32 protein-coding genes, 1 tRNA gene and 1 pseudogene are annotated in these 26,500 nt (G+C 36.5%); 26 read left to right on the top strand and 8 right to left on the bottom strand.

The window, feature by feature from the left end; translation table 11 throughout:
* The first annotated feature begins 13 nt into the window (after positions 1–13).
* From udk to MOO45_RS02635, 9 genes are all read left to right on the top strand, one after another.
* On the top strand, positions 14–667 hold the full coding sequence (udk, locus tag MOO45_RS02595) for a uridine kinase (protein ID WP_249514835.1): 654 nt from the start codon (positions 14–16) through the stop codon (positions 665–667).
* Positions 668–684: 17 nt separating this feature from the next.
* Positions 685–1,158: a transcription elongation factor GreA gene (greA, locus tag MOO45_RS02600; protein WP_249514836.1), complete on the top strand. Its 474-nt coding sequence runs from the start codon at positions 685–687 to the stop codon at positions 1,156–1,158.
* A 49-nt stretch (positions 1,159–1,207) separates the two neighbouring features.
* Positions 1,208–1,504, top strand: coding sequence for a HesB/YadR/YfhF family protein (locus MOO45_RS02605; RefSeq protein ID WP_249514837.1), 297 nt, complete (start codon positions 1,208–1,210; stop codon positions 1,502–1,504).
* An 87-nt stretch (positions 1,505–1,591) separates the two neighbouring features.
* The gene (locus tag MOO45_RS02610) at positions 1,592–3,697 is read left to right on the top strand and encodes a peptidoglycan D,D-transpeptidase FtsI family protein (RefSeq protein WP_249514838.1); all 2,106 of its coding nucleotides are present in this window, start codon (positions 1,592–1,594) and stop codon (positions 3,695–3,697) included.
* A 75-nt stretch (positions 3,698–3,772) separates the two neighbouring features.
* Positions 3,773–3,922: a 50S ribosomal protein L33 gene (gene rpmG / locus MOO45_RS02615; protein WP_249514839.1), complete on the top strand. Its 150-nt coding sequence runs from the start codon at positions 3,773–3,775 to the stop codon at positions 3,920–3,922.
* A gap of 134 nt (positions 3,923–4,056) precedes the next feature.
* Positions 4,057–4,731 (top strand): rhomboid family intramembrane serine protease, encoded by a 675-nt coding sequence (locus MOO45_RS02620; RefSeq protein WP_249514840.1) that lies wholly within the window; start codon positions 4,057–4,059, stop codon positions 4,729–4,731.
* 14 nt (positions 4,732–4,745) lie between these two features.
* Positions 4,746–4,955 carry a YqgQ family protein gene (locus MOO45_RS02625; protein ID WP_249515135.1) on the top strand — a complete coding sequence of 70 codons (210 nt, stop codon included), beginning with the start codon at positions 4,746–4,748 and terminating at the stop codon, positions 4,953–4,955.
* A complete protein-coding gene (locus MOO45_RS02630; RefSeq protein WP_249514841.1) occupies positions 4,945–5,907 on the top strand; it encodes an ROK family glucokinase in 963 nt (320 codons plus the stop codon). Before MOO45_RS02625 ends, MOO45_RS02630 begins: the two co-directional genes overlap by 11 nt.
* 25 nt (positions 5,908–5,932) lie before the next feature.
* Positions 5,933–6,334: a rhodanese-like domain-containing protein gene (locus MOO45_RS02635; RefSeq protein ID WP_249514842.1), complete on the top strand. Its 402-nt coding sequence runs from the start codon at positions 5,933–5,935 to the stop codon at positions 6,332–6,334.
* Positions 6,335–6,376: 42 nt separating this feature from the next.
* Here MOO45_RS02635 and MOO45_RS02640 read toward each other — a convergent pair whose 3' ends face one another.
* Positions 6,377–6,559 (bottom strand): DUF3042 family protein, encoded by a 183-nt coding sequence (locus MOO45_RS02640; RefSeq protein WP_249514843.1) that lies wholly within the window; start codon positions 6,557–6,559, stop codon positions 6,377–6,379.
* 93 nt (positions 6,560–6,652) lie between these two features.
* On the opposite strand from MOO45_RS02640, the gene miaA reads away from it, so the two are divergent.
* The 5 genes from miaA (at position 6,653) to MOO45_RS02665 (ending at position 11,811) form a co-directional block, all read left to right on the top strand.
* Positions 6,653–7,594, top strand: a complete 942-nt coding sequence (gene miaA, locus MOO45_RS02645) for a tRNA (adenosine(37)-N6)-dimethylallyltransferase MiaA (protein ID WP_249514844.1) — start codon at positions 6,653–6,655, stop codon at positions 7,592–7,594.
* On the top strand, positions 7,581–8,834 hold the full coding sequence (locus tag MOO45_RS02650) for a methionine gamma-lyase family protein (RefSeq protein ID WP_249514845.1): 1,254 nt from the start codon (positions 7,581–7,583) through the stop codon (positions 8,832–8,834). Before miaA ends, MOO45_RS02650 begins: the two co-directional genes overlap by 14 nt.
* 101 nt (positions 8,835–8,935) lie before the next feature.
* The gene (locus tag MOO45_RS02655) at positions 8,936–9,307 is read left to right on the top strand and encodes a MerR family transcriptional regulator (RefSeq protein WP_249514846.1); all 372 of its coding nucleotides are present in this window, start codon (positions 8,936–8,938) and stop codon (positions 9,305–9,307) included.
* A 20-nt stretch (positions 9,308–9,327) separates the two neighbouring features.
* A complete protein-coding gene (gene glnA / locus MOO45_RS02660; RefSeq protein WP_249514847.1) occupies positions 9,328–10,668 on the top strand; it encodes a type I glutamate--ammonia ligase in 1,341 nt (446 codons plus the stop codon).
* A 102-nt stretch (positions 10,669–10,770) separates the two neighbouring features.
* Positions 10,771–11,811: a zinc-binding dehydrogenase gene (locus MOO45_RS02665; protein WP_249514848.1), complete on the top strand. Its 1,041-nt coding sequence runs from the start codon at positions 10,771–10,773 to the stop codon at positions 11,809–11,811.
* 62 nt (positions 11,812–11,873) lie between these two features.
* On the opposite strand, the gene MOO45_RS02670 is transcribed toward MOO45_RS02665, so the two are convergent.
* Positions 11,874–12,311 (bottom strand): MarR family winged helix-turn-helix transcriptional regulator, encoded by a 438-nt coding sequence (locus tag MOO45_RS02670; RefSeq protein ID WP_249514849.1) that lies wholly within the window; start codon positions 12,309–12,311, stop codon positions 11,874–11,876.
* Positions 12,312–12,397: 86 nt separating this feature from the next.
* Between MOO45_RS02670 and MOO45_RS02675 the strand changes: the two genes are divergently transcribed.
* On the top strand, positions 12,398–13,363 hold the full coding sequence (locus MOO45_RS02675) for a quinone oxidoreductase family protein (RefSeq protein WP_249514850.1): 966 nt from the start codon (positions 12,398–12,400) through the stop codon (positions 13,361–13,363).
* Positions 13,364–13,419: 56 nt separating this feature from the next.
* On the opposite strand, the gene MOO45_RS02680 is transcribed toward MOO45_RS02675, so the two are convergent.
* Positions 13,420–13,493: transfer RNA gene (locus MOO45_RS02680), tRNA-Arg, on the bottom strand.
* 147 nt (positions 13,494–13,640) lie between these two features.
* On the opposite strand from MOO45_RS02680, the gene MOO45_RS02685 reads away from it, so the two are divergent.
* The 4 genes and pseudogenes from MOO45_RS02685 to MOO45_RS02700 all read left to right on the top strand — a co-directional run bounded on the left by MOO45_RS02685 (position 13,641) and on the right by MOO45_RS02700 (position 15,411).
* On the top strand, positions 13,641–13,970 hold the full coding sequence (locus tag MOO45_RS02685; protein WP_249514851.1) for a carboxymuconolactone decarboxylase family protein: 330 nt from the start codon (positions 13,641–13,643) through the stop codon (positions 13,968–13,970).
* A complete protein-coding gene (locus tag MOO45_RS02690) occupies positions 13,970–14,383 on the top strand; it encodes a cupin domain-containing protein (RefSeq protein ID WP_249514852.1) in 414 nt (137 codons plus the stop codon). The genes MOO45_RS02685 and MOO45_RS02690 overlap by 1 nt, the downstream gene beginning before the upstream one ends.
* Before the next feature lie 530 nt (positions 14,384–14,913).
* Positions 14,914–14,991, top strand: a pseudogene (locus MOO45_RS02695) (type II toxin-antitoxin system HicA family toxin); the annotation flags it as partial.
* A 30-nt stretch (positions 14,992–15,021) separates the two neighbouring features.
* Positions 15,022–15,411 (top strand): type II toxin-antitoxin system HicB family antitoxin, encoded by a 390-nt coding sequence (locus MOO45_RS02700; RefSeq protein ID WP_249515136.1) that lies wholly within the window; start codon positions 15,022–15,024, stop codon positions 15,409–15,411.
* Positions 15,412–15,756: 345 nt separating this feature from the next.
* On the opposite strand, the gene MOO45_RS02705 is transcribed toward MOO45_RS02700, so the two are convergent.
* From MOO45_RS02705 to MOO45_RS02720, 4 genes are all read right to left on the bottom strand, one after another.
* A complete protein-coding gene (locus MOO45_RS02705) occupies positions 15,757–16,881 on the bottom strand; it encodes a site-specific integrase (protein WP_249514853.1) in 1,125 nt (374 codons plus the stop codon).
* Positions 16,882–17,005: 124 nt separating this feature from the next.
* On the bottom strand, positions 17,006–17,917 hold the full coding sequence (locus MOO45_RS02710; RefSeq protein ID WP_249514854.1) for a DUF3862 domain-containing protein: 912 nt from the start codon (positions 17,915–17,917) through the stop codon (positions 17,006–17,008).
* A 350-nt stretch (positions 17,918–18,267) separates the two neighbouring features.
* On the bottom strand, positions 18,268–18,714 hold the full coding sequence (locus MOO45_RS02715) for an ImmA/IrrE family metallo-endopeptidase (protein WP_249514855.1): 447 nt from the start codon (positions 18,712–18,714) through the stop codon (positions 18,268–18,270).
* Positions 18,715–18,728: 14 nt separating this feature from the next.
* Positions 18,729–19,130 carry a helix-turn-helix domain-containing protein gene (locus tag MOO45_RS02720; protein WP_249514856.1) on the bottom strand — a complete coding sequence of 134 codons (402 nt, stop codon included), beginning with the start codon at positions 19,128–19,130 and terminating at the stop codon, positions 18,729–18,731.
* 212 nt (positions 19,131–19,342) lie between these two features.
* On the opposite strand from MOO45_RS02720, the gene MOO45_RS02725 reads away from it, so the two are divergent.
* The 3 genes from MOO45_RS02725 to MOO45_RS02735 are packed head-to-tail and all read left to right on the top strand — an operon-like array spanning position 19,343 to position 20,424.
* Entirely contained in the window at positions 19,343–19,546 is a 204-nt protein-coding gene (locus tag MOO45_RS02725) for a helix-turn-helix domain-containing protein (RefSeq protein WP_249514857.1), read from the top strand.
* 3 nt (positions 19,547–19,549) lie between these two features.
* Positions 19,550–20,200 carry a Rha family transcriptional regulator gene (locus MOO45_RS02730; protein WP_249514858.1) on the top strand — a complete coding sequence of 217 codons (651 nt, stop codon included), beginning with the start codon at positions 19,550–19,552 and terminating at the stop codon, positions 20,198–20,200.
* Between the two features lie 2 nt (positions 20,201–20,202).
* Positions 20,203–20,424 (top strand): hypothetical protein, encoded by a 222-nt coding sequence (locus MOO45_RS02735; RefSeq protein ID WP_249514859.1) that lies wholly within the window; start codon positions 20,203–20,205, stop codon positions 20,422–20,424.
* On the opposite strand, the gene MOO45_RS02740 is transcribed toward MOO45_RS02735, so the two are convergent.
* Positions 20,413–20,799 (bottom strand): hypothetical protein, encoded by a 387-nt coding sequence (locus tag MOO45_RS02740; protein ID WP_249514860.1) that lies wholly within the window; start codon positions 20,797–20,799, stop codon positions 20,413–20,415. The genes MOO45_RS02735 and MOO45_RS02740 overlap by 12 nt on opposite strands.
* Before the next feature lie 180 nt (positions 20,800–20,979).
* Between MOO45_RS02740 and MOO45_RS02745 the strand changes: the two genes are divergently transcribed.
* The 4 genes from MOO45_RS02745 (at position 20,980) to MOO45_RS02760 (ending at position 26,499) form a co-directional block, all read left to right on the top strand.
* Complete coding sequence (locus MOO45_RS02745) at positions 20,980–21,339, top strand: DUF771 domain-containing protein (RefSeq protein ID WP_249514861.1); 360 nt, start codon at positions 20,980–20,982, stop codon at positions 21,337–21,339.
* Positions 21,330–22,664, top strand: a complete 1,335-nt coding sequence (locus MOO45_RS02750; RefSeq protein WP_249514862.1) for a DEAD/DEAH box helicase — start codon at positions 21,330–21,332, stop codon at positions 22,662–22,664. The genes MOO45_RS02745 and MOO45_RS02750 overlap by 10 nt, the downstream gene beginning before the upstream one ends.
* Positions 22,665–22,803: 139 nt before the next feature.
* Positions 22,804–25,434 carry an ERF family protein gene (locus MOO45_RS02755; protein ID WP_249514863.1) on the top strand — a complete coding sequence of 877 codons (2,631 nt, stop codon included), beginning with the start codon at positions 22,804–22,806 and terminating at the stop codon, positions 25,432–25,434.
* Positions 25,435–26,499 carry a YqaJ viral recombinase family protein gene (locus MOO45_RS02760; protein WP_249514864.1) on the top strand — a complete coding sequence of 355 codons (1,065 nt, stop codon included), beginning with the start codon at positions 25,435–25,437 and terminating at the stop codon, positions 26,497–26,499.
* Position 26,500 lies beyond the last annotated feature (1 nt).

Here is a 26,500-nt window from a genome sequence, read left to right on the forward strand (position 1 = left end):
TGAGGAGAACAAAATGAGTACTGTGAACAAGCCTTTAATTATTGGTGTTAGTGGTGGATCAGGTAGTGGCAAAACAACGATTGCTCAACGCTTAATCAAAGAACTGCCTGATGAATCAATTGCTTTGTTGCAGATGGATTCTTATTATAAAAAATTAGATTTGCCGTATGAAGAGCGAAAATTACAAAATTTTGATCATCCTTTATCATTTGATACAGATTTATTAGTTGCTGATTTAAAAAAATTGCGTGCTTTTCAGAGTATTGAAGTTCCTATTTATGATTTTGTGGATAGTAATCGAACTAATAAAACCCGTCATCAAGAACCTGCAGAAGTGATTGTCTTAGAAGGTATTTTAACTTTGTACGAGAAGCAGCTTCGCGATTTGATGGATATTCGAGTTTTTGTTGATACAGATGATGACATTCGTTTAATTCGCCGGATTAAACGAGATGTCGAAGAACGTGGCTATACACTTAGTAAAGTGTTTGATCAATATTTGGATCATGTACGACCAATGTATCAGCAATTTATTGAGCCAACCAAACGGTTTGCAAATTTGATTATTCCTGAAGGCGGTTCTAATGATGTGGCAATTGATTTATTGACTTCTAAAATCAAATATTTGATACATCAAAAGTGGCAAGTTAAACAAAAACGTGATTAGTTAGGTAGGGTGTTAAAATGGCTGAACAAAGATATCCAATGACAGCGCAAGGTAAGCAAAAATTAGAGCAAGAATTAGAAGATTTAAAATTAAAGAAACGTCCTGAAATAATTGAACGAATCAAAATTGCCCGTGGTTTCGGTGATTTATCTGAAAATTCTGAGTATTCTTCAGCTAAAGATGAGCAAAGTATCGTTGAGTCACGGATTTCTGAAATTATGACCATGTTGCAATATGCTGATGTTGTGGATGTTAGTCAAGTTGATGAAAATGAAGTATCAGTTGGTAAGACGGTGACTTTTCAAGAAGATGGTGAAGAAGCTGAAACTTATCAAATTGTTGGGGCTGCGGAAGCTGATCCTCTTGAAGGCAAGATCAGCAATAATTCGCCAATTGCCAAGTCTTTGTTAGGCAAAAAGGTGGATGACTTGGTTGAAATTAGTACTCCAGGTGGTTCTTTTACTGTTAAAATTATTGACGTTCAAAATTAATTAGTGGAATTAATCGTTTTCATGCGTTATGATGATAATGGTGATGCAGATGAAATTTACGATTAGTCCACAGGCACAGACTTGGTACCGTGAAAACTTAGATTTACGGCCGGGTGATGGGTTACATTTTTATGGTAAAGTTTATGGCAAGACCAATGTTCATGATGGTTTTTCGCTAGCTTTTTTGATAGAGAAGCCGCGCAATCCATATTATGAATTGCAGATTGATGATATCAGCTATTTCTTTACTGATAATGATGTTTGGTTTTTTAAATATTATGATTTGCAGATTGATTATGATGCAAAAAGTGATAGTCCTATCTATACGTTTGTGCCAGAAGCCTAAAAAGCAGTTTACTAATAACTTGATGTTAAGTAGGCTGCTTTTTTGCTATAATTGGAGGGTAATCTTGAAATTGAGGAGTATTAAATTTTGAAATTTTTTCAAAGGTTGAATCGACCTAAAACGACCCAATCACTGTTACCTTTTCGGTTAAATGTTTTATTAGTTTTAGTTTTTTCCTTATTTGCATTACTCATTGGACAATTGGCATATCTGCAATTGCTCAACGGGCATAAATTTCAAGCAGAAGTGGAACGGTCTGATAAAACGATTATTAATGGTAATGTACCTCGCGGATTAATTTATGATTCTAAAGGTCGATTGATCGTTGACAATCAAGCTAGTAGTGCGATTACTTATACGCGTAGTGCGTCAGTTAAAACCACGGATATGTATCAAATCGCTAATCGTTTACAAAAATTTGTGACAATTGATGATGTTAAATTATCTAAGCGTGATCAAGCAGATTATTATTTGGCACCAACAAAGAATTATCAAAAAATTCTCAAACAAGTAAACCGTGGTTTGACGGATGAACAGGTTCAGGAAAAAAGTCAATCTGAGCAATATAGTCGAGCAGTTAAATATGTTTTAAAAAATGTTTCGTTGCATCTAACGCCAGCTCAGCAACAAGCGGCAGCTATCTTCCAACGAATGAGTTCAGCATCGCAATACTCAACCGTATTTATTAAAAATTATAATGCTACGGCTAAAGAGGTTGCCGAAGTCAGTGAACACCAAATTGAATTGCCTGGTGTGCAAGTGGGAATTGATTCTAAGCGTTCCTATCCCATGGGAGATTCGATGACCAGTATTATTGGTCAGGTATCGACTGAAAAACAAGGCTTGCCTGATAACAATGTGAATGAATTGTTAGCTCAAGGTTATTCACGCAATGACCGCGTGGGGACGAGTTATTTGGAACAGGAGTACGAGCCGATTTTAAAGGGTAGTAAATCGCAAACACAAATTTCGGTGAGCCCTAGTAATAAACTCACTGATTCGGTGCAAAAGTATGCTGGTTCTAAGGGTGATAATTTAAATTTAACAATTGACGCTGACTACCAGAAAAAATTAGATTCTGCTTTGCGTGACACTTTTGCTTCTGCACAAGCTAATGGGGTGACACAATATTCTGATGGTGCTTACGCGGTGGCAATGAATCCTAAAACAGGCGCTGTGTTGGCGATGTCGGGGGTTCACTATAATCCTAAAACTAATAAAGTTTCTGATGATGCTTTGGGCGTGATGAATCGAACTTTTGTGATGGGGTCGGCTGTTAAAGGAGCCACGGTCTTAGGTGGTTTAATGAATGGTGCGATTACGCCAGACAATAATGTTTTACCAGATGATCCGATTTATTTGCCTAGTACACCTGTGAAAAAGTCTGTCTATCCGGTGGGAACTTTTGGAGCTCTAGGGGCAGAACAAGCCTTAGAAGTGTCTTCAAACATTTATATGATGCGTTTAGCCATGCGTGAGGGTCATGCTAAATATGTTCCCAATAAATATATTCACATTGATCAGGATATTTTTAAAAAATTGCGCAGTAATTTTAATCAATTCGGTTTAGGGGTCAAAACAGGGATTGATTTACCCGGTGAAGCTAGCGGAATTAAAGGACCCACGATGTCTGATGGTTTAGTCAAAGTTGGTTCGGCTTTGGATGAATCGTATGGTAACTACGATGCTTATACTTTACTGCAAATGGGACAATATGTTTCAACCATTGCTAATGGCGGTTATCGCATGCGACCTTACGTTGTCCAATCAATTCAAAAAACTAAACGAGATGGTTCAAAAGGAGCGATTGTGCATACAACACAACCACAACCGCTTAATCGAGTTGATTTTACTTCAAGTCAATTAAATGTGGTGCAGACTGGTTTTTATAATGTGGTTCACGGATCCGGTGCTTGGACGACGGCGAAGCCTTTGGCAAATATCCAACCAGATATTGCAGCTAAGACTGGAACGGCGCAATCATTTTATTATGACCCTGAAAATCCTGATAATTCTAATCCACCTCAAACGATTACTTTAAGCATGGTGGGTTATGCTCCCGCTAAAGATCCTCAGATTGCTTTTGCGGTTGTTTTCCCCAATTTGAGCAGTGAAAAGGGTAATTATAATTTGAATTTAGTTCGGAGTATGGTCACAGCTTATTTTAATACTAGTAATAAAGATTCTCAGTAAAGGACTGGTCAAGAAACTTTGAAAGTGTTATTATGGTAAAGTCGTGTAGCAAAAGTTGTAAAGGAGTTCATTGATATGCGCGTAAATATTACACTTGAATGTACCGAATGTCACGAACGCAATTATTTAACTAGCAAAAATAAGCGGAATAATCCAGATCGCTTGGAATTAAAAAAATATTGCCCACGTGAACGTAAGACAACGTTACATCGAGAAACTAAATAAAAGACAGCAGGTTAAACCTGTTGTTTTTTTTAAAACAAATTATAATCGCTTACATGTTAAGCTAATATTTAGTATAGCTTATCTTGTGCTAAACTAAAGAAGTTGATGTAAGTAATTGAATACATGAGGTAACAATGAATGAATATAGATTACGCGAACTACCGATAATGACATATTTATTGCTGATAATTCAAATTCTTGTTTTTGCATGGGAATTGTTCAACGGCGGTAGCTATAATAGTGCTACCTTAATTGATGCGGGCGCTAAAGTGAATCAATTGGTGCAGATGGGTCAATGGTGGCGATTATTGACGCCTATTTTTGTCCATATTGGTTGGTCACATTTATTGATTAATTCATTGACACTGTATTTCGTCGGCATTTTGTTGGAACGTGTTTATGGTGCTTGGCGATTCTTGTTAATTTACTTATTAAGTGGTTTAGGCGGTAATTTGATGAGTTTTGCCTTTGGCAGCAATTTTAGTGTTGCAGCGGGAGCTAGTACTTCATTATTTGGTTTGTTTGGAGTGTTTGTCAGTTTAGGTTATTTCTTTCGGACTAATCCAGCCTTGCGTGCTTGGTCGCAACAATTTTTAATCCTTATTGTATTTAATTTAGTCGCTGATTTATTTATGGGCCAAATTGATATTTGGGGACATATTGGTGGAGTCTTGAGTGGTGCTTTATTAGCAGGAATTATTGCTGTACCTCATCAAAGTGCGAGTTTGACAAATAAAATTCGTTTGTTGTGTATCACAGGCGTACTTTTATTGTTTGGCGTGCTATATTACGTGGGAATGGGTCGATAATGAAAGAAACAAATATTAAAACTTTATATGATGTGCAGCAGGTGCTCAAACGCTTTGGAATCTATGTTTATGTAGGCAAACGTCTTTGGGATATTGAGTTAATGTCGATTGAATTAGATCGCTTGTACAAAGAACAAGTTATTGATCAACCCACTTTTCTAACATGTAAAATGGTATTAAAACGTGAACATCAGATTGAAGAAGGGCAAGCAAATGACAAATAAAAAAGTAATTGGAATTGATTTGGGCGGTACGACAATTAAATTTGCAATTTTAACTGCGGCTGGTGAAATTCAACAGCGATGGAGTATTCCGACCGATATTTTGAATGATGGGCAAAATATTATTCCCAGTACGATTGCAACAATTAATGAGCATTTACAGATGTATCAGTTAACGCCAGCTGATTTTTTGGGTATTGGAATTGGTACTCCCGGTAGTGTGGATTACGAACAGGGGACGGTTGATAGTGCTTTTAATTTGAATTGGGATCATCCAGTTGCCTTAAAAGCGCAGTTAGAAGCAGGAACCAATATTCCTGTCACACTTGAAAATGATGCTAATGTGGCAGCTTTAGGTGAAAAATGGCAAGGTGCGGGCAATAATGCAGCTAATGTGGCTTTTGTAACCTTAGGGACTGGTGTTGGCGGTGGGATTATTATCAATAATCAAATTGTCCATGGTGTTGGCGGTTCCGCTGGCGAAATTGGGCATATTACAGTTGATGCTCAAGGCTTTGCCTGTACATGCGGTAAAAAGGGTTGTTTAGAAACAGTGGCTTCTGCAACGGGCATTGTGCGTGTGGCTAATGCTTTATCGCAAGAATACGCAGGCCCAGCGCAGTTAAAAGCTTTGATTGATGATGGACAGCAAGTTTCATCTAAGGATGTGTTTGATTTGGCTCAGCAAGCTGATCCTTTGGCGCAAATGGTGGTCAAACAAATTTGTGATCAATTAGGCTTGGCATTAGCTAATGTTGCAATGACATTAAATCCAAAGTATATTATTATTGGTGGTGGTGTTTCTAACGCTGGTGAATATTTGCTAAATCAAGTGCAAACAGCATATTTAAAATATGTATTTCCAGCAGTCAAAAAAACCACAACTTTACGTTTGGCAACCTTAGGCAATGAAGCAGGTGTAATTGGTGCAGCATCATTGGTTATTCAGCCATAATTATAATGAGGTGTGAGGTGGAACTTTGTCATTTTTAAATGCGTTATTTATTGTTATTATCATTATTGCGTTATATTATGGGATTTCTTGGTTTTATTATTGGTTGCGGGCTAGGCAATTAGGTGGTGCTTTGGATGAAAAAGAATTTGAAACAACTATGCGTAAGGCACAGTTGATTGATTTACGTGAAAAAAAATATTTTGATGCAGGACATATTTTGGGTGCTCGGAATTTACCTTATACACAATTAAAAATGTTGATTTCTGAATTAAGACCTGATTTACCAGTTTATCTATATGAACAGGGAAGTACTTTGGCGGTACGCGCAGCACTTAAATTAAGGAAACAAGGCTTTCGAGAAATTAAGTGGTTGAAGCATGGTTTTAACGAATGGAATGGCAAAACTAAAAAAACGACTAAATTATAAAAATAGCCGAGGTCATAATTTCCTCGGCTATTTTTCTGATTCTTAATTAATATGTGAAAAATGGGCTTTACGATTGGCGCGACGACGATTTTGTTCAATGCGTTCGTCTTCTTGATCCAGTGGTTGAATTACTTTTTTATGGTAAGTTAAAGCGGAACCAGCAATTGCCCCTACAGTAGCTAAAGTACCAATGATAACACCTGAAAATAAACTTTTTTTATGCATAATGTACCTCCTTGTTTCTTTAATTATTAACAATATAACTGGTAATTTCAACTAAAACCCTTATAAATTTATTTCAAATAGAGGAGTTTTTCCATGACAGCTAAGGCAATTGTCATTGCAGGACCTACTGCAGTTGGTAAGTCAGACTTAGGTTTACAATTGGCACACCAATTTGATGGCGAAATCATTTCGGGAGATTCTATGCAAATTTATCGCCATTTGGATATTGGTACAGCCAAAATAATGCCTGCAGAGCAACAAGGAATACCGCATCATTTGTTAGATATTTGTGAAGTTGACCAACGTTATACGGTTTATGAATTCCAGCAGGAAGCACAAAAGTTGATTGGAGAAATTAATCGAAGACAACGTGTACCGATTGTTGTGGGAGGAACAGGCTTTTATCTAAATGCACTGATTAATAATTTGCAATTAGGTGGTGTTGCAAGTCGTGACCCAGAATTTGGCGTTCGGCAACATTTTGAGCAGTTGCTGCAAACTAGGGGTGCTCAATATTTGTGGCAATTGTTAAACCAAGTTGACCCGTTAGCAGCTCAACAAATTAATTCAGCCAATACGCGTCGGGTGATTCGGGCGTTGGAAGTGGTGCAGTTGACTGGTCAAAAATTCAGTCAGCAAAGTCAAACCCAACCAGCAATTGATTTTTTAGTGTTAACTTTGAATACCAAGCGGTCAGTCTTGTATCAGCGAATCAATCAGCGTGTAGACGTCATGTTACAACAAGGTTTACAAAAAGAAGCCGAAGACCTTTATCAACAGCGTGATCAAGTCCCTCAAGCTGCGCAAGGGATTGGCTATAAAGAGTGGTTTGCTTATTTTGAGCAGCAACAGTCATATGCAGATACAATTGCGTTAATTAAGCGTAACTCGCGACGTTTTGCTAAGCGTCAGTTAACTTATTTTAAAAATCAATTGACGAGTCAGTGGTATGATTTAATCGCAGAACCACAACAGCAATTATTAATTCAGCAAGTAATACATCATTTTTTGGAGGAAGATTATGAATTGGTTTGATGAATTACCTACAAAAATTCAAACTGCTGTGAAAATAGCAGAGCAAAAAATTCAACCTTATCTAGCAGTTATAGACCGGCAAACGGAAAATAATCAAGCTAAAGTGCTCAAGGCTTTTCACGATCAACAAGTAGCTGAAACGCACCTATTTGGTTCGACGGGTTACGGTAACAACGATGAGGGGCGAGAGGTTTTAGACGCAGTGTATGCACAAGTTTTTGGGGCACCGGCAGCATTAGTCCGACCACAATTTGTTTCGGGAACGCATACACTAGCGGTGGGTTTATACGGCTGCTTAAAACCTGGACAAAAGTTGTTATATTTAACAGGCAAACCATATGACACAATGCAGGAAGTGATCGGTTTGACCGGTGATGGAACTGGTAGCTTAAAGGAATATGGTGTTACTTTTGATTATGTAAGTTTGACCGATCAAGGACAAATTGATTATGAACAGGTTGCTCAAAAGTTGGCTACTTTTGCTCCAGATGTTGTCGCGATTCAGCGTTCACGAGGTTATGATCCACGTCCTAGTTTACGAATAAGTGAAATTCAGAAGTTAATTACTTTTGTCAAGCAACGTTGTCAAGCTTTGGTGTTTGTGGATAACTGTTATGGTGAATTTTCAGAAGAAATTGAACCAACGCAAGTTGGTGCTGACTTAATAGCAGGCTCGCTTTTTAAAAATGCGGGGGCTGGTCTGGCGACAACAGGTGGTTATCTAGCAGGTCGTGAGGATTTAATTGAGCGAAGTGCGATTTTCTTGACGGCACCAGGGATTGGTCGACATGAAGGTGCGACTGGAACTAATTTGCGGTGGATGATTGAAGGTTTCTTTTTGGCACCCCAAGCGACAGGAAATGCGATTAAAGGGGCAATTTTTGCGGCTGCATTGTTGGAAGAATTAGGCTTTGAAGTTACGCCCCGTTTTGATGAACCCAGAACTGATTTAATTCAGACTGTGATTTTAGGTAGTGCTGAAAAAATGATTCAGTTTGCTAAGGCAATTCAAAAATATTCACCAATCGATTCGTTTGTAGAACCAGTAGCGAGTGCAATGGATGGTTATGAAGATCAAATTGTGATGGCGGCAGGAACTTTTGTTCAAGGTTCGACAATCGAATTATCAGCAGATGGTCCGCTGCGTCCACCATATGCAATTTATTTGCAAGGTGGTTTGACTTACGCGCATGCCAAAATTGCCGTTGCACATGCTTGTGCTGATTTATTGAAAATTTAATTTTAGGCAAAACTAAAATTCATATGTTAGCTTTGCTGACGTGAATTGTTGACACTAAACTTTTTACTTGTTACAGTTTGCTTATGTTCGAGGTTTAGAAGATGAAAGAAAAAGTTATGCGGCGTAGTCTGGCTGTGTTAACGGTCGGGACTGTTACGAAACTAACAGGTTTAACTCCTCGCAAGTTACGATATTATGAGTATTTTGAGCTAATTCATCCGAAACGTAGCACTGGTAATCAGCGGCAGTATTCATTAAATGACGTTGATCGCTTGTTGGAGATTAAGGATTACTTGGCTTCAGGAATGACCATGCATGAAGTTGTGAGGGTATTAAATAAAAAAACGTCTACTGTGTCTTTAACTACATCCGATACTGAGACAATGAGTGATTCAACTGCCCGTAAGATCTTTCATGATGAGATGTTACAAATTGGTCGGTGGAATAACCAAGACTCGAATAATTCATTTTAATTAAGGAGACGATTGGTTTTATGGCTACAAAAAACTATACAGCACAAGATATTCGGCAAATGGCAAAAGAGGAACATGTTGAATTTTTACGGTTAATGTTTACTGATATTAACGGTATTATCAAAAATGTGGAGATGCCGATTGATCAATTAGACAAAGTGTTGGCTAATGAGGCTACACTGGACGGTTCTTCAATTGATGGTTTTGTACGAATTGAAGAAAGTGACATGTTGTTGTACCCCGATTTAAGTACGTGGTTAGTATTTCCATGGGGTTCTGAACATGGTAAAGTTGCGCGATTGATTTGTGATATCCATAAGGCTGACGGTTCAGAATTTGCGGGTGATCCGCGAAATAATTTACGACGGATTGTTGAAGAAATGCATCAGGCTGGTTTTACCAAATTTAATATTGGACCGGAACCGGAATTCTTTTTATTCAAAATGGATGAAAAAGGTGAGCCGACACTTAAATTAAACGATAATGGTGGTTATTTTGATTTTGAACCGATTGATTTGGGAGAAAATTGTCGCCGTGATATTGTCTTAGAATTAGAAAAAATGGGCTTTGAAGTAGAAGCTAGTCACCATGAAGTGGCTCCGGGACAGCATGAAATTGATTTTAAATATGCGGACGCACTAGAGGCTGCTGATAATATTCAAACTTTCAAATTGGTGGTACGGACGGTGGCACGGAAACATGGCTTGCATGCAACCTTTATGCCGAAGCCACTGGAAGGAATTAATGGTTCAGGCATGCATATTAATATGTCCTTGTTTAATCAACAAGGGAATGCTTTTTATGATGAAACGACACAAAATCAACTTTCCAAAACGGCGATGTATTTCTTAAATGGGTTATTGGAACATGCACGTGGGCTAACCGCCATTAATAATCCGACGGTCAATTCTTATAAGCGCTTGGTTCCAGGATTTGAAGCGCCAGTCTATGTAGCTTGGTCAGGAAAAAATCGTTCACCATTAATTCGGGTGCCTTTATCACGCGGAACGGGTACCAGATTAGAGATGCGTAGCGTGGATCCAACAGCTAATCCTTATTTAGCAATTGCGGCTATTTTACACTGTGGTTTGGCGGGCATTAAAGAGCGGAATACGCCTGTAGAACCAGTTAATCGCAATATTTACCAGATGAGCGAAGCTGAACGTCATGAAAATAAAATTTATGATTTGCCATCAACTTTGCATAACGCAATTAAGGAATTGAAAAAAGATTCAACTGTGACACAAGCGATGGGCGAACATTTGTATAAAAGTTTTGTTGATTCGCGAGAATTTGAATGGGATGCTTATCGGCAAACTGTTTCAAGTTGGGAAAGAGAGCAATATTTGAAACGCTTTTAAGAATTAACGACATCTTAACTCAGGTTAAGATGTTTTTTATTGACCTCTGGCTAACTTGAAGGTTTAAACTGAAAATATTAATTTAAAAGTGAGGTTAGCGAAGTGAAGAGTGCAGTTTTTGTAAAACCTGGTCAAATGATGGTAAAAGAAGTAGCACAACCAAAAATTCAAGAAGTAGACGATGTTGTTATTAAGGTAATTCGGGCTTGCGTCTGTGGTTCGGATTTATGGAAATATCGCGGCTTGGATGCAAAAGAAACTAATTCTGATAATACTGGTCACGAAGCACTGGGTGTTGTGACAGCGACTGGTCAAAACATTTCCACAGTTCAGCCAGGTGATTTTGTGATTGTGCCGTTTACGGATGGTTGCGGACATTGTGCAGCTTGCTTAGCAGGATTTGATGGAAGTTGTTCGGTTAATAAGGGTCGTTTGCATACAGGAACACAGGCTGAATATGTTTTGATGAAACATTGCGAGTGGAGTTTAATTAAAATTCCGGGTAAGCCTGCAGATTACAGCGATGGAATGCTCAATTCACTATTGACCTTAGCTGATGTGATGGCTACCGGCTATCATGCTGCGCGAGTGGCCGAGGTTCAACGCGGTGATAGTGTGGTGGTTGTCGGTGACGGTGCTGTGGGTTTGTGTGGTGTGTTAGCCGCTAAAATTCGTGGTGCTAAACAAATTATTGCATTGAGTCGCCATGAAGATCGGCAAAAATTGGCCTTAGAATTTGGAGCGACGGATATTGTGGCTGAACGAGGTGAAGAAGCTGTTCAAAAAGTTATGTCTTTGACACATAATGCTGGTATGGATGCGGTTTTAGAATGTGTCGGGACAGATTTGGCCGTTCAAACGGCCTTGCAAGTTGGGCGTCCGGGGGCAATTGTTGGCCGCGTAGGTTTGCCGCACGAACCACAAACTGATTTGAGTCAATATTTTTATAAGAATATTCGTATTGCTGGTGGTCCGGCTTCGGTGACAACTTATGATAAGCAATTTTTGCTGCAGGCTGTGTTGGATGGTAATATTCGTCCGGGAAAAGTTTTTACAAAGCAGTTTAACTTAGACCAAATTGATCAGGCCTATCAAGCAATGGATCAGCGTCAAGCCATCAAGTCGTTGGTTGTTATTGATTAGAATTGAAAAAGTTCTCTGAAAATTTTTCAGGGAACTTTTTTGATGCATATTAGGAAAAAAGATTATTGGGAAAGTAATTGATTGAGGCATTTAATTGCTTGTAAAATTTGATTTTGTTGCTCAATCGTCAAAGATCGTAATGCTTGGTTTAAGAGTTGAACACGAGAAGCGCTAAGCTGTTTATCTAAAGTGACACCCTTATCACTTAATTGAACAGTTCGACTTCTTAGATCGTTATTTTGAACAGCTGAAATTAAGTTTTGTTGTTCTAACCGATCTAACCGACGACTGATAGTTGAATGAGGAATTCCCATTAATTGGGCCAGTTGACCGACACTAATGGGTTGCTTGCGAGCAATGGTTGAAAATAGAGGAAATAAGCGTTGATCTAATTCAATTTTCACATGCTTTAGCAAAAGCAGATCGTTTTGTGGCTGATTAAAAAAGTCATTCAATTGAACCATCTGTTGGTATAAGTTGTTAGCAAAATTATCATTCATAATAATCTATATTAACAAAAATTAGTGCATTTTGCACGTATATGTTATACTGATTGGTGCAAAATGCACATAAAGGAGATTAAATTATGCAAGCAGCGATTATTACAGCACCTAACACACTTCCCGTAATAGACGAATTTCCAAATCCTAAAGTTCAAAATACGCAAGAGCAAATTGTGACGGTTAAAGCGAGTGCTTTGAGCAATTTTAGTAAGATGAAATCATTAGGTAAACATTATACAAAGCAAGATTATTTTCCACGTGTAGCAGGTATTGACGGCGTGGGAACTTTAGCTGACGGGCAGCTAGTTTATTTTTTCAAAACGATTGCGCCGTATGGATCTTTGGCTGCGCAGACTTTGGTCAAACAATCAGATTTGATTGAATTACCGGCAAATTTGGCACCAATTCTAGCAGCCACCTTAGCTAATCCGGCGATGAGTTCTTACGCTGCCTTAACTTATCGAGCTCATTTACAGCAAAATGAAGTCGTGCTAATCAATGGGGCTACTGGTTTGGCGGGACAATTAGCCGTTAAAATAGCTTATGCGTTGGGTGCTCGCAAAGTTGTTGTCACGGGGCGTAGTCCAATTAAGTTGGCACAAATTAAGGCAGATGCATTTGTCGCCAGTGAGAATTACGATTTGAAAACATCTACTGGTCGCAGCGGGTATGTTCAAGCTTTGGGTTCGCTGACCAGCGATGTGAGTGTTGTGCTGGATTATTTATGGGGACCAACCACGACAATGATTTTGCAAGCATTGCAACAGTTTACAAGAGTACAACAACAAATTCGATATGTAGAAATTGGTTCAATTGTGCAATCTGAATTAGTTTTACCAGCACAATTATTACGGTCACAAAACCTTAGTTTGTTGGGATCTGGTATAGGTTCAGTGACAGCCAGCGATATGAAAAAAGCAATCGCTCAATCATTTGAATTGGCTGTGAAATATAATTGGCAATTACCGCTACAAAAATATTCTTTGCAACAAGTGCCTAAAGCTTGGCAAGCAGCAGGAGTCCCCCGTGCAGTCATCACTTTTGATTAAATTTTGACTAAGTAAAAACCACAATGCAAAAAAGACATTGTGGTTTTGTTATATTATGTCGCAGGTGGGATTCGAACCCACGACCTACGGTTTAGAAGACCGTTGCTCTATCCAGCTGAGCCACTGCGACAAACAAACACTATTATATGAAATTGCGAATATTGTTGTCAATATAATTCTATGTATTTTCATAAAACAAATAAATTTTATCATTTAAAACTTGACTTCAAGTTGACTTCAAGTTGTATGTTTGAACCATTCAGATGGGAGGAATTTGATGCTTGAAAAGCAAACTGCAGGACGTGATAATTTAGGTGAATTTGCGCCTAAATTCGCACAATTAAATGATGACGTTTTGTTTGGTGAAGTTTGGTCGCGAGAAACAGAATTAGCACCACGTGATCGTAGTTTGATTACAATTGTGGCCTTGATTACGGGCGGTAATTTTGAACAATTAACTTATCACATGCGTTTAGGGAAAAAGAATGGCTTAGCAAAGGTCGAAATTAGTGAAGTGATTACGCAATTGGCGTTTTATGTAGGTTGGCCCAAAGCTTGGTCAGCGTTTGACGTCGCTAAAGAAGTATATGGAGAGGATGAAAAATAATGGTGAAGAATGAATCGGTCAAAGATGGTGTAATTTTTGACAGTGGTGACAAGAATACAGCTTTTGCACAATATTTTATTGGTCAAAGCTATTTGAACAATTTAGTGGCGGATCCTCAAGTTAATGTTGGTGTGGGTAATGTGACTTTTGAGCCCGGTTGTCGCAATAATTGGCATATTCATCATGATGGTTTTCAGATTTTGCTAGTAACTGGTGGTGAAGGTTGGTATCAAGAAGAAGGCAAGCCAGCTCAGAAATTACATCCTGGTGATGTTATTGTGACTCATGATGGCGTCAAGCATTGGCACGGTGCCACAGCAGATAGTTGGTTTGAACATTTGGCAATTACTGCGGGTACTCCAGAATGGTTGGAACCCGTCTCGGATGAGCAATATGACGCATTAGAAGATTGAGTTGTGATGTAGCTGCTAAATTTAAGACAAGTTTATTCAGGATTGATTGTCGATATTTCATCGGCGTCAATCCTTTTGTTCAATATGGTACGAGTAAACTACAAGATTACTTGTGGGGACAGAAGAGCAAGGCTGTAGAATGACAGCTGGTGGACCAATTTTTAAAGTTGGTTCGAGCTGGCAAACGGAAGATAATTTAAAAGTGTTGGCAATTGCTATAAAGCAGCAATTGATGAGTTTGTGCCGGTTAAATATCAGGTTGGTTCTGGATTTAAAGGAGAATTCAACGCCCCTTCAGCGAGGGGTTACATATATCTATCTGCACTTTGTTCTATTAAAACATACAAAAAAGTGTGTATTTTATATTTACAAATATGCATATTATATATATAATATAAACGTGAAAAGGAGGAAGATATGCCAATTCGTCCCAAACAGCTAGAAAAAGAAATACTGAAAGCTGGTTTTATTTTAAAAAGGGAAGAGGAAAAGGCGGCCATCGTCGGTATAAACATCCAGATGGTCGCACAACTGAAATTCCTTTTCATTCTAAAGAAATACGGAAAGGGACAGAACAAGCAATTAGAAAACAAGCAGGGCTAAAATAATAGCCTTGTTTGGCATATCTAAACGAAATTATGAAAAACTTAATCTATCCAGTCATTATTTCTGAGTTTGATGATGACGGTCATTATTATGTAGTAACTTCTCCTAATATCCCAGGTATGGTCACTCAGGGCGATACTTTCTCTGAAGCGGCTTACTGGGCTGAGGATGCTATCGCCACAATGTTGGATGATAGTACTAACTATCCAGAGCCACAAGATCCTAGTCAATGGCATTTAAACGCTAATGATAAGGTAGTCTATATTAGTGTTGACATGAACAAATGGTTGAAACAGAACTCCAAAACAATTAGACGCTCTATTACAGTACCTGAATATCTCAATAACTTAGCCAAGAAAAATAATATCAATGTATCACGCTTGGCAACTGAAGCTTTAAAAGCAGAGCTAAATGTAAATTAGTTTTTGTGCTCTTAGAGATCTGGTAGTAGTAAAAAACACCGATCAAATGATCAGTGTTTTTTTGTGTGGTTAATTTTAAATTAGTTGATTATCAGTTTACAGTCTTGAAATACGATTAAATCAACAATTGTTCAAATTTGCAAATCAGTTTGCTATCGGTTAGACTACAGTTAATATGCCGTTGACAGGCGTTTAAACACTAATCAAATACTTACATACACAAACAATATATTTATGAATGCCCGTATAATAGAATTTTTAATTCGATACATTCACAAACGCAAAGAAAAATTGGTGAACATTTCGGTGAACTTTTAATTTTGGTGAACAAATGGTGAACAAATTTTAAAGGCTGTCAAGAACCGAAAGAGTCTTTAAATCATCCTTTTGCCGTTTGTTTTGTAACAGGTGGGTATATATATTTAAAGTAGTCCTAGGTGTGGAATGACCAAGCCTCTCCGCAATATAATCAATACTAACTCCTTTAGAAATTAAAATGCTAGCATGAGTGTGTCTTAAACCATGGAAAGTAATTATATTTGTCGCATCAATAGATTTTAAAATTTTAGATAACAATTTGTTTACTCCAGTATCGGTTGGAACTTGAAAAAATTTGTTTCTAAAAACTAGATCTAAGGAATCACGATAACCATGTTTTAAATAGTATTGAATTTGTTCAGTTTTTAAATTAGTAAACATGACTACTAAATCAGAACTAATAGAAATAGTTCGTTTAGATGACTCTGTTTTTGTACTTGATAATTTATTTTCAAAATGGTAATCCCAAGAATGCTCAATTCTAATGGTTTTGTTTTTTAGGTCAACGCATTTCCAGGTTAAAGCTAACAACTCACCAATTCTACAACCAGTTAATAAGCCCGCTAATATCAAATAGTAATTAATTTTCAAGTAAGATCCATTATTAATACAAATTTGTTTTAGTTGTTCAGCTTCAGTGAGTTCTAAATATTTAAGACTGGAATCCTTAGATTTTTTACCACCAATATCTACATCATGGGTTACATCTCGGAATACAATACCATCATCAGCAGCATATTTAATGCATTTACGAATATAACTATTTAAACGACTAACACTATCCCTGTAATGATTTAATGCATACTTATTTAAAAATTGTTGGTATTCGGTACGAGTAATATTCTTAAGTGGCTTATCACCAAAAAAATCCTTGATTTCGATTGATGCTCGTTTATATTTTAGTTCTGTAGATTTATTCAATTTACCTAATTTATAAATCTTGATCCAATTTTCAAAAAAATCAGTTAAACTAATTTTTGCTTTGTCTGATATTCCAACCGTGTTTTTTTGATTTTCCAATTTAGTAGCTGCAGCATTTGCTTCCCGCTTGGTATTAAATCCTGATTTAGTTGTCCAATGGCGTTTTTTCTCATCGTCGTACCAAGATACTTTAAACGCCCATTTGGATCCTCTCTTGTAAATTTGACTCATAATTTTCCTCCATTTATGTTAAAATGGTACACGAAAAGCGCATACCATTAGTATGTTCTTTCGATAGTTAGTCATGTCTCAAACTTTGGTCGGTTGGGAGATATGGCTATTTTTGTGTTTTCAATTATTTCATTTGCGTTTGTGTTTTTCCTGAAACTTGTCCATTTTGTGTATTAATAATTAAATTAGCACCCATATCTCCATTAATACCAGAATCATAGGTTAAATCTTCACTTTCTTGACCATCAATATTAGTTTCTGAATAACCGTTGGGTTGACCAAATTTTTTAGTAATATCATCAATTGATTGCCCATTTTGAATTGAATTAAAGTCGTTCAGCGTAATTTTTTTGTCACGTTTAACTTTTAAACCAGTTATTGCCTTGGAAATGGCTTTACCGTTTGAAAATCCAACTGTGAAATTAGCACCTATATCACCGTTCTGCACTTTATTCCAGATTTTATCGGAAGCTTTGATGTTTTCAATTGTTTGCGTTGATGTGGTACTTGGTGATCCAAACTTATCTTCTAATTCTTGTTCAGTAGATCCATCACTAGTGCCTAGTTTAATAGCTTTAAAGTCAGTTAATGACGCACCATCTTTTTTAGGATTATTTGATTTTTGATTTGATGCTGTTTTTTCAGTTTTATTATGCGATTTGGCCGTTTTCGACGAACTGCCGCCAGACCCACCACTGACAATCGCAATTATTACAAGTACAATAAGTATTAACCAAAACCACCAGCGTTTATAAAAATGTTTTTTAGATTTTGGATTAATCGGCGATTGAGGCGGAACTTGTTGTTGAGGCTGATTTGAATAAGCCCCCTGATATTGACCTTGTTGATACTTAGGATTGAAATTGTTAGGCTGCTGGTAATTATTATTATGCTGTTGATAGTTGGGATTGGGCTGAGAATAACCATTTCGAGGCTGATTTGGATAATTAGGGTTATGGTTATTTGCTTGTTGATTTGTATTGTATCCATCGTTAGAGTTATTAGTTTGCTGATTGTTAAATCTTCTATTTCCCATCTTTAAAGTTCCCCCTTAAAATCAAGCTTTTAACGTCAATCAGATTTTTTGGACTTTTTATAACAGAATCTATAACAGAATCTGCACAAAAACTCCGATTTAAATCAATTTTGTTATATTAGTTCCATTTCTAACAATTAAAAATTCTGATTTTAAAAATAGTTTTTGAGATTCTGTTATGTTTTTGTGATAGATTTTGTGAACGAAAAATCCTATTATATCAACGTTCACAGAACCTCCATAACACAATCTCTATATTTTTCTTTATTCTTAAGAAATAATATATAGAGTATATATAAAGTTTATGTTATTAGGTATATACAGAAAATCAAAAAGTTTTTGAGTTTTTGTTAATCACCTCCTGATTTGATTGGTAATGGCGTAATAAATCTGATCATATTATCGGGTAAATGAAAATAATGCAACACAGTATATAGATTTATGGATTCGCTTTCAAAATCATAATCAAGGTCATACAATAATAAATTAAATGCAAATCGGTTGGCTTTAGCTTCAATCCCTGGAATGTTAAATCCAAAATATTTTTCTCTCAATATAGTGGTGGATTGGCTAACCCCACTAACAATGTGACCTAACTCATGAGCTGCTACATATGTTTTTAATTGTGACGGAATACATTCATTAATAATTACCGTATCCTCGTTTTCACTAATAACATTGATTCCTAGCGTTCCTTGCCTTAAATTTTCAAAAATCAGGTGACAATCTAAAAAATTGATGATTGCGAATGGATCAGTGGTTCCCCAAGTTTTAACTAGTTCCTCGACTTCGTCCAAAGTCTTCACCTCAATTATTTATTTTGGTTTAGTCGTTTCTTCTTAGCGTGTTCTTTATTAATTGCTACAGCAGTTTGAAGTGCAGCTTTAATAGCGGCTTTGTCTTCATCGTCCATTGGTTCGCCGAAAAAACTAACTTTATCATCAGTTTCAATACCATTTAAAATGTTTTCAACTCTAAAACCAACATCTGCTTTTTCTTTATCAGATAATGAATATCTGTCGTTAGATAATCCTAATAGATAATCAGTCGAAACTTCGAAAAAATTAGCCACTAATTTAACTTTATCAATAGATGGTGATGTTTTAGTCCATTTATATAAAGAACCATTCGATAGATCTAATTTTCTTTCTAGTTCAGCAATGCTAATATTTTTACTTGCAGCCAAATCTTTTATTTTTTGGTATATGTTCATAACTATCTCCATATTCCTCTCAAAAAATAGAATATTTTACTTGCCAAGGAAAATATTACGTGATACTATTTAGTTGTTCTTAATGGAGGGAACACTAAGCTTATATCAGTAATATACCTCATTGCAGGTCTTATTTTCTATGCATTCATAATAGAATATATTCCGTTATAAGTCAATGTGGTTTATGCAAAAAAGGAGGGCTAGATAAATTAATGAATGTTTATAACGCTATTAAAGAAATAGCGTATGGAAAAAAAATTACCATTTATCAAATCGAAAAAGATTTGAAATTTACACCTAGTTTGATTAGTAAATGGAATACTAGTATGCCTAGTGCGGATCGGTTACAGAATGTAGCTGATTATTTAGGAGTAACAATGCAATTTATACTAGATAAAGCTCGGAAGGGGGGCTAATACGTGAATTTAGTTGAATTGAAAAATAACGAACTGGTAACCACCAGCTATCTAATTGCGAGAGCGTTTAATAAACAGCATAAAAATGTATTACGCGATATTGATATTTTATTAACTCAAATTAACAGCTCAAATTTGGGCATTGCGTCAACGGCGCGGTTTGAAGAGTGTTATAAATCTAGTTCAAATACAATTGGAATTAATACGAACCGTAAATATCGAATGTTTTATTTGAATCGTGATGCCTTCACATTGGTTGCAATGAGTTACACCACTAAAGAAGCATTGCGATTTAAGATTGAATATCTAAATGAATTTAATCGAATGGAGCGGCAGTTAAAGAATCAAAAGATGTTGACCGCTAGTAAATACCAAGATTTGGAGCAGCGTTTAAAAGTTAGTGATTCTCTAGCTATTGATAGAGCGAAAAAGCAATATGGTCCCTATAATTATCAAACGCCCGAGCGTGCTAAATGGTCACAGATTATTAGTTCAACAATGGAGTCTAAGAATATTACGTTGATTGAGATCGGTGAGGCATTGAATTATTCACCAAATTACATTGGTTGCATAATTCACGGTGAAAGGAAAGGGATTAATCGCCGAAATAATTTGGTCAAGCTAATTACTGAATATGTATTGGGAGATGAATAAAATTGGAAGATATGATGTCTAAAAATATTAAGACTAAAAAACTAACCATATCACAACCAGAACATGTTGTTACTGAGACTGATGACGAATTATTTATTGATAATTTTCCGGTGCATTTTGTGTCTGATGTAGAAGTTGAACCATTTGGTGATTTGAAATTGATCAAGGTAGAATTTTTTGCAAAAAAATATATTGATCAAAGAAAAGAAAATCTAAAGAAATAGTTGAGCAATGGCGCGAGTAATATCTTTGAAATTTGTAGATATGCCTTGTTCTTTTAAAATAGTTTTTACTTTAGTTTTGAAATCAGGTTTTTGATTTTTTTCTAAAAATAAATATCCAAGTGATGTTAGGTGATTAAACAAAGCAACAGGTTTATCTTTAGTTGCTATAAATTGACCGTTAATGAATCCTTCATCAATCAAGTTTTCTGACAAATCTAAAAATTGACGGATTAACACTTGATTGTCTTGACCACTTTTAATAATTTTTTGAACTTCAAGATATTCTTGAGATTTATACAAAAGTTCTTGAAATTGAATATTAGGATTATCTTTAACAATTTCCAAAATAATAATCATGACATCTAAATAATGCATAATATTACCTCCAATTTATTTATTTCAGCATAGTACTATATCGTACTTTTTTACACGGAGTATACCATATGTTTTGAGCAGAGTTGGAAAAATATATAAATCGACAAAACACTTTAAGAAATTAGGGAAGGGTAATGAAATATAAATGGAACAACAAATTAAAGCTATGGTGGAATTCAAATGATTGCTATTGATGAAATTGACCAAACAGTTCAAGCAATTGATTTAAGTGGAGTCCAAATTGAGCTTTCGCCTGATCAAATTATCATTCCTAAGACTGAATACAAAGATTTGCGAGAAGCTGTTGACAATGAACCAGTGTTTTGGACGCTTAAACAAGCACAAGAATATTTGGGAGTCGGACGTCAAAGTCTACTGACCATTATTTACAATCCACAAATCAAAAAAGAATTAGATATCGAACACGGGGGCTGTGTTAAATACTGGTCTAAAGGTTCACAATATTATTTTTTGCGTGACGATTTTAAAAAATACGTCGATAAGAATAAAAAACGTTTATTAGGTTTGCTATGCAAATAAAGTTATATGAACACCAAAAGTTAGCATTAAGTTATTTACGTTTGAATGACCAGTTTGCATTGTTTATGGAACAGGGAACAGGTAAAACTATTCCCACATTAGTTAGATTACTGGAATTGATTACCGTTGGCAAAGCTAAGGAGTGTTTGATTGTCGCACCGAAATCGGCACTAGGTGCTTGGCAACGTGATATTGAATTATTTGACGTGGTTGAGCAGCACGTTTTGAATCGACACTTAACTTTGATTAATTACGACCGCGTTTGGCGACAGTCGCAAAAGTCTGAAATGGATAAGTACTGGGATGCAATTGTTCTGGATGAAAGTCACTTTATTAAGAATCGAACATCTAAGCGAGCTAAATTCTTGTTGCACTTGGCCACCAAAAGCATTTACCGCTATATCTTGACCGGAACCCCTATTTCGAATGGTCAATTGGAGAACATTTGGTCGCAATTGACTTTTCTGAAGCCAAAAGTAGTTAAAGGAAGAGTAAATTCAGAAATCTTTGGTAGTTACTATGATTGGTTAGATAAATATGCGTTATTGAATCAGTATTACCAGCCATATCGATATCACAATGTAACGGAGTTACAACAGATTATTAATGAACACTCCTATCGGGTGACGAAAGAAGAATGTTTGGATTTACCTGAGAAGTTGCCTGATGAAATCTTGCCGATTGAATTAGCTGAAAAGTCTTATTACAAAGAATTGTCTAAAGATTCAGTAATTAGTCAATTCGAAATATTGGCTGAGAACCCGTTGAGCCGAATGCTGAAGTTGAGGCAAATTTGTTCAGGATTCGTGATGAATGATTATGGAGATTTGGAATTTCTCAAGACGAATAAACTGCAAGCATTGAATGATTTTCTAGAGGGTTTTGAAAAGAAACTGGTTATCTTTGCCGAATTTAGCTACTCCATTGATTCTATTTGTCAATTGCTGGCTAAGCGCAAGATTAAATATGTTCGTCTTGACGGCAGTCAAAAAAATAAGCTGATTTGGCGGGACTTTCAAAGTGACCCCAGTATTCAAGTAATTGTTGTGCAATACCAAAGTGGTGCCACAGGGATTGACCTTTATGCAGCAGATACAACCATCTATTACGAACCGACTTTACGAAGCACGATTTTAGAGCAAAGTCGTGATCGAACACATCGAACTGGTCAATTAAATAAATGTTCCTATATTCATTTCATCACCACAGGTACCGTGGAGCGCCAAATCTATCAATCGTTAGCTAATTTTGAAGATTTCAGCGAAAAGCTATTTGAAGAATATATTGACCATTATCAGAAAGGTTTTTACAAACGAAAGAAGTGATGGAATTGGAGGATTTATATTTAAGATTTTGTTATTACTTTGGGCTGGAGCCGCATTCAAAGTTGACTAGTTTTTTAGGTTATTATTTTGAAATCATAATAGTGTTGGGATTGTTGGCGATGACAATATGATTAATTACATGATTTACGATATTGAAGTGTTTAAAGAAGACTGGTTAGTTGTAATTCATGATGTGACTAATAACTCAACGCGAGTTATCCATAACGACTTAAAGCAAGTCAAAGATATGTTTGATGCTAAGGATCATAAGTTATTCGTTGGATTTAATAACAAACATTATGATGACTACATCATATTGACCATGCTGGCCGGTGGTTCAAATAAGCTTGTAAAAGAGCATAATGATTGGATTATTGGTGGTAAGAATCCGTGGGAATTTAAATTCATTCAGTACCGTAAGAAGCCGTTTTATAGTTCAGATTTGCGAGATGACTTGTCGATTAATTTATCTTTAAAGGCAATTGAAGCTAACCTTGGTAAATCTATTGTGGAAACGGGCGTGCCATTTGGTATTGACCGTGCGTTAACTAAAGCAGAATTAGACTTAGAAATTAAATATTGCTCGTCAGATGTTCTTAATACCGTGCGACTGTTCAACGAACGGAAGAACTACTTAGACGCAAAGTTAACGGTTGGTAAATTGAAGGACTTTGAGCCTAGATATGCCCTCAGTTTAACGAATGCGAAATTAACAGCAGCATTCTTGGAAGCCAAAAAGAAGAACCATACGGATGAATTTGATTATCCAATCAATGAGAACTTGAAGATTGGTAAATATCAAGAAGTGCTGGATTTCTTTAAAGATCCAATTAGTTTTGAACAAAAACGATTAAAAGCTAAGCTAACTAAAGCCAAAAGTGAGAGATCTAAGCAGTCAATTAAACGACAGCTCAAAGAATTAACCAGTATGTATCAGACCAGTTTGGATGTGAAAGTGGCGGGTGTGCCACACACGTACGCTTGGGGTGGATTACATGGGGCTGTTAAGAATTATTTCGTGAAAGAAGATAGTGAACATACGATCTTAACCGCTGATGTGTCTAGCTATTATCCAAGTTTGATGATTCAATATCAATATCTTTCACGTAATGTGCCTAATCCTAAGGGCTTTGAAGATGTTTATCATCAGCGGATTAAAGCGAAAAATAGCGGTGATAAAGCTACGGCGGGAGCATTAAAATTGATTTTAAACACCACATATGGTGCATCCAAGAATCAATTTAATGAATTATTTGACCCACGGCAGGCGAATGCTATTTGTATCAACGGGCAACTATTATTAACTGATTTGATTGACAAACTGGAAGATATTGAGAGCTTCGAACTAATTCAAACGAATACGGATGGGATTATTTTTCGCTTTAAGAATGAAGTTGCTGATGAAATTGAGTCAACTTTAGAAGAATGGGAACACCGTACCAATATGAATATGGAACGCACGGCGATGAAAGTGATAGCCCAGAAAGATGTTAATAATTACGTCATGATGAAAGGCGAATCTTACATTTTTGAGAATGGTCAAAAAGTGGTGATTGATGAAGATCATGATGCACTGAAGACTAAAGGTGGTTATGTTTCGTTGTTCAAAGGTGGCAGTTTTGAAAATCGGTCACTAGTAGTGCTTAACAAAGCTTTGGTGGATTATTTCATGAATGGAATTGATCCCAAAGAAACGATTGAAAATGACCAGAATGTACTAGATTTTCAAATGGTCGCTAAAACTGGTTCTACCTATGATAGAACCGTGCAAGTGGTTAATGGTCAAGATGTTGAAGTCCAGAAAGTCAACCGAGTGTATGCGTCTAAGGATGAGAGCAATGGTTCACTGTTTAAGTTAAAGGGTAACGGTCGGCGAGATAAGATTTCTAACTTACCTGAACATTGTGAAATTGATAATACTAATACCATTACTTTAGAACAAATTGATAAAGAATTTTATATAGAACTAGCTAATAAGCGAATTGCCGATTATGTAGGCAAGAAAGGATACGAAGTGGCAGCGAGTAAAAAGACAGTAACGAAAGCAAAAGAATCAGATGTATCAGAACTAAATATTTACCAAAAAATTACGAATGTGCGTTTGGAGTTTCTGGACGAAGAAATTAAGAAGAGTGGTGTGAATCGGTTTTCGGAGTATAAATATTTCGAACTAGAAGATATTGTACCCATTGCTAATCGTCTGTTGGCTAAATATCATTTAACAGCCAACATCTCATTTAATCATGAGGTTGCAACGCTAAAGGTGGTTGATGCAGACAGCATTGTGCGCGATGAAAATCATGTGATTAAATCAGTGGACTTCGAAGAATTTAAGTCACCAATGGTGGAATTAACTGCTAAAGGCATGAACTCAATTCAAGCCATGGGCGCTGTTGAAACATACCAAAGGCGGTATCTATACTTTCTACTATTGGATGTAGTTGAACATGATGAGATTGATAGCGGAAATACGGCTGCTAAGGAAGAACCCCAAGCTGAAAAATCTAATAAAGTAGCTACTACCAAAGTTAACAAGAAATCCGCTAGTGCAACTGAACGCAAGAATGCCAAAGCCAAAATTACAAACGCCGACGGTGAAATGACTGACGTGCAGAAGCATTCAATTGTGAAAGGTCTGAAGAAGTTACGGGCAAAAGATGAAAAGTATGAGCCATTTATTGCCAAAGTAAAAACTAAGATTAAGGGTGGGTTGACACAAAAACAAGCTGATAAATTACTAGAAAAAGTCGGCGATACGGTGGCGGAATAGATGAGTAATCAATATCATTTTGAAAATAATCATATTGTTTTGGACACAATGCCTAAATCGTTTAAAAAAATTACGGCAACCAGATTTGCGGCAGTTATGGGTTTGAACCGGTGGACAACACCCTTTCAAATTTGGTGCGCATTGACTCGAACTTGGGAACAACCGTTTGAAGATAATATTTACACCAAAGCTGGGAAGATCATTGAACCCAAAATTCGCGAAGATTATTTACGAAACAAACTTTTTTGGGACGTTGACAATCCAGATGATGTCATTGGTGATGGCACAGCAGGTTCGGCGTTTAAGAAGACATGGGGTGACTTTTATCACAGCACCAAAGTATTAGGTGGTATGTGGGATGGCCTTGGTCATGATGATGAAACAGGTGAAGATTATATATTGGAGATTAAGACCACTAAACGAGCAGAAGACTGGCTGGATGGGGTTCCCGAATATTATAAGCTTCAAGCCGCACTTTACACCTATCTTTCAGGGTTAGATCGCTTTTATGTAACGGGTACTTTTCTTGAAAATAGTGATTACGATCATCCTGAAAATTTTGTGGCAAATAGCCAAAACACGAAAATATATTTATTTAGTTTGGGTGAAGAATATCCACATTTCAAACGAGATTACGTTGATAAAGTGCTTGCTTTCTGGAATCAATATGTAGTAAGTGGTATGAGTCCAGATTTTGACGAAAAGAAAGATACGGAAGCACTGAAAGCATTGCAAACTGTTGAGGTAACAGATGATGATTTGAATACACTGTTAGAAGAATATGATGCCAACCAGATGGAACTTAATTCAAAAATGGTTGAAGTTCAGCCTTTAATTGACCGGCAGAAAAAGTTGAAAGTTGCAATCAAAGGACTAGCCGTAGATAACTTTAAAGCCGATTCAAAATATGAAAGCTTTAGTAGCAAACATTTTGACTTTAATGTAACTAAGACTACTAGACAGACGGTAGATGGTAAGAAGCTAAAGGATGCAGGTTTGTTTGATCAGTATAGTAAAGAAACTGAAAGTTACACGTTGCGTGAAAAAGTTAAATCAGAAGATTAAA

Source organism: Bombilactobacillus folatiphilus, assembly GCF_023380265.1.
Lineage (GTDB): Bacteria > Bacillota > Bacilli > Lactobacillales > Lactobacillaceae > Bombilactobacillus > Bombilactobacillus folatiphilus.

Bases quoted from the DNA above. Each gene is read 5' to 3' on its own strand.
- udk (WP_249514835.1), top strand. From the start codon at position 14: ATGAGTACTGTGAACAAGCCTTTAATTATTGGTGTTAGTGGTGGATCA.
- greA (WP_249514836.1), top strand. From the start codon at position 685: ATGGCTGAACAAAGATATCCAATGACAGCGCAAGGTAAGCAAAAATTA.
- MOO45_RS02605 (WP_249514837.1), top strand. From the start codon at position 1,208: ATGAAATTTACGATTAGTCCACAGGCACAGACTTGGTACCGTGAAAAC.
- rpmG (WP_249514839.1), top strand. From the start codon at position 3,773: ATGCGCGTAAATATTACACTTGAATGTACCGAATGTCACGAACGCAAT.
- MOO45_RS02620 (WP_249514840.1), top strand. From the start codon at position 4,057: ATGAATGAATATAGATTACGCGAACTACCGATAATGACATATTTATTG.
- MOO45_RS02630 (WP_249514841.1), top strand. From the start codon at position 4,945: ATGACAAATAAAAAAGTAATTGGAATTGATTTGGGCGGTACGACAATT.
- MOO45_RS02640 (WP_249514843.1), bottom strand. From the start codon at position 6,559: ATGCATAAAAAAAGTTTATTTTCAGGTGTTATCATTGGTACTTTAGCT.
- miaA (WP_249514844.1), top strand. From the start codon at position 6,653: ATGACAGCTAAGGCAATTGTCATTGCAGGACCTACTGCAGTTGGTAAG.
- MOO45_RS02650 (WP_249514845.1), top strand. From the start codon at position 7,581: ATGAATTGGTTTGATGAATTACCTACAAAAATTCAAACTGCTGTGAAA.
- MOO45_RS02655 (WP_249514846.1), top strand. From the start codon at position 8,936: ATGAAAGAAAAAGTTATGCGGCGTAGTCTGGCTGTGTTAACGGTCGGG.
- glnA (WP_249514847.1), top strand. From the start codon at position 9,328: ATGGCTACAAAAAACTATACAGCACAAGATATTCGGCAAATGGCAAAA.
- MOO45_RS02670 (WP_249514849.1), bottom strand. From the start codon at position 12,311: ATGAATGATAATTTTGCTAACAACTTATACCAACAGATGGTTCAATTG.
- MOO45_RS02675 (WP_249514850.1), top strand. From the start codon at position 12,398: ATGCAAGCAGCGATTATTACAGCACCTAACACACTTCCCGTAATAGAC.
- MOO45_RS02685 (WP_249514851.1), top strand. From the start codon at position 13,641: ATGCTTGAAAAGCAAACTGCAGGACGTGATAATTTAGGTGAATTTGCG.
- MOO45_RS02690 (WP_249514852.1), top strand. From the start codon at position 13,970: ATGGTGAAGAATGAATCGGTCAAAGATGGTGTAATTTTTGACAGTGGT.
- MOO45_RS02700 (WP_249515136.1), top strand. From the start codon at position 15,022: ATGAAAAACTTAATCTATCCAGTCATTATTTCTGAGTTTGATGATGAC.
- MOO45_RS02705 (WP_249514853.1), bottom strand. From the start codon at position 16,881: ATGAGTCAAATTTACAAGAGAGGATCCAAATGGGCGTTTAAAGTATCT.
- MOO45_RS02710 (WP_249514854.1), bottom strand. From the start codon at position 17,917: ATGGGAAATAGAAGATTTAACAATCAGCAAACTAATAACTCTAACGAT.
- MOO45_RS02720 (WP_249514856.1), bottom strand. From the start codon at position 19,130: ATGAACATATACCAAAAAATAAAAGATTTGGCTGCAAGTAAAAATATT.
- MOO45_RS02725 (WP_249514857.1), top strand. From the start codon at position 19,343: ATGAATGTTTATAACGCTATTAAAGAAATAGCGTATGGAAAAAAAATT.
- MOO45_RS02740 (WP_249514860.1), bottom strand. From the start codon at position 20,799: ATGCATTATTTAGATGTCATGATTATTATTTTGGAAATTGTTAAAGAT.
- MOO45_RS02745 (WP_249514861.1), top strand. From the start codon at position 20,980: ATGATTGCTATTGATGAAATTGACCAAACAGTTCAAGCAATTGATTTA.
- MOO45_RS02750 (WP_249514862.1), top strand. From the start codon at position 21,330: ATGCAAATAAAGTTATATGAACACCAAAAGTTAGCATTAAGTTATTTA.
- MOO45_RS02755 (WP_249514863.1), top strand. From the start codon at position 22,804: ATGATTTACGATATTGAAGTGTTTAAAGAAGACTGGTTAGTTGTAATT.
- MOO45_RS02760 (WP_249514864.1), top strand. From the start codon at position 25,435: ATGAGTAATCAATATCATTTTGAAAATAATCATATTGTTTTGGACACA.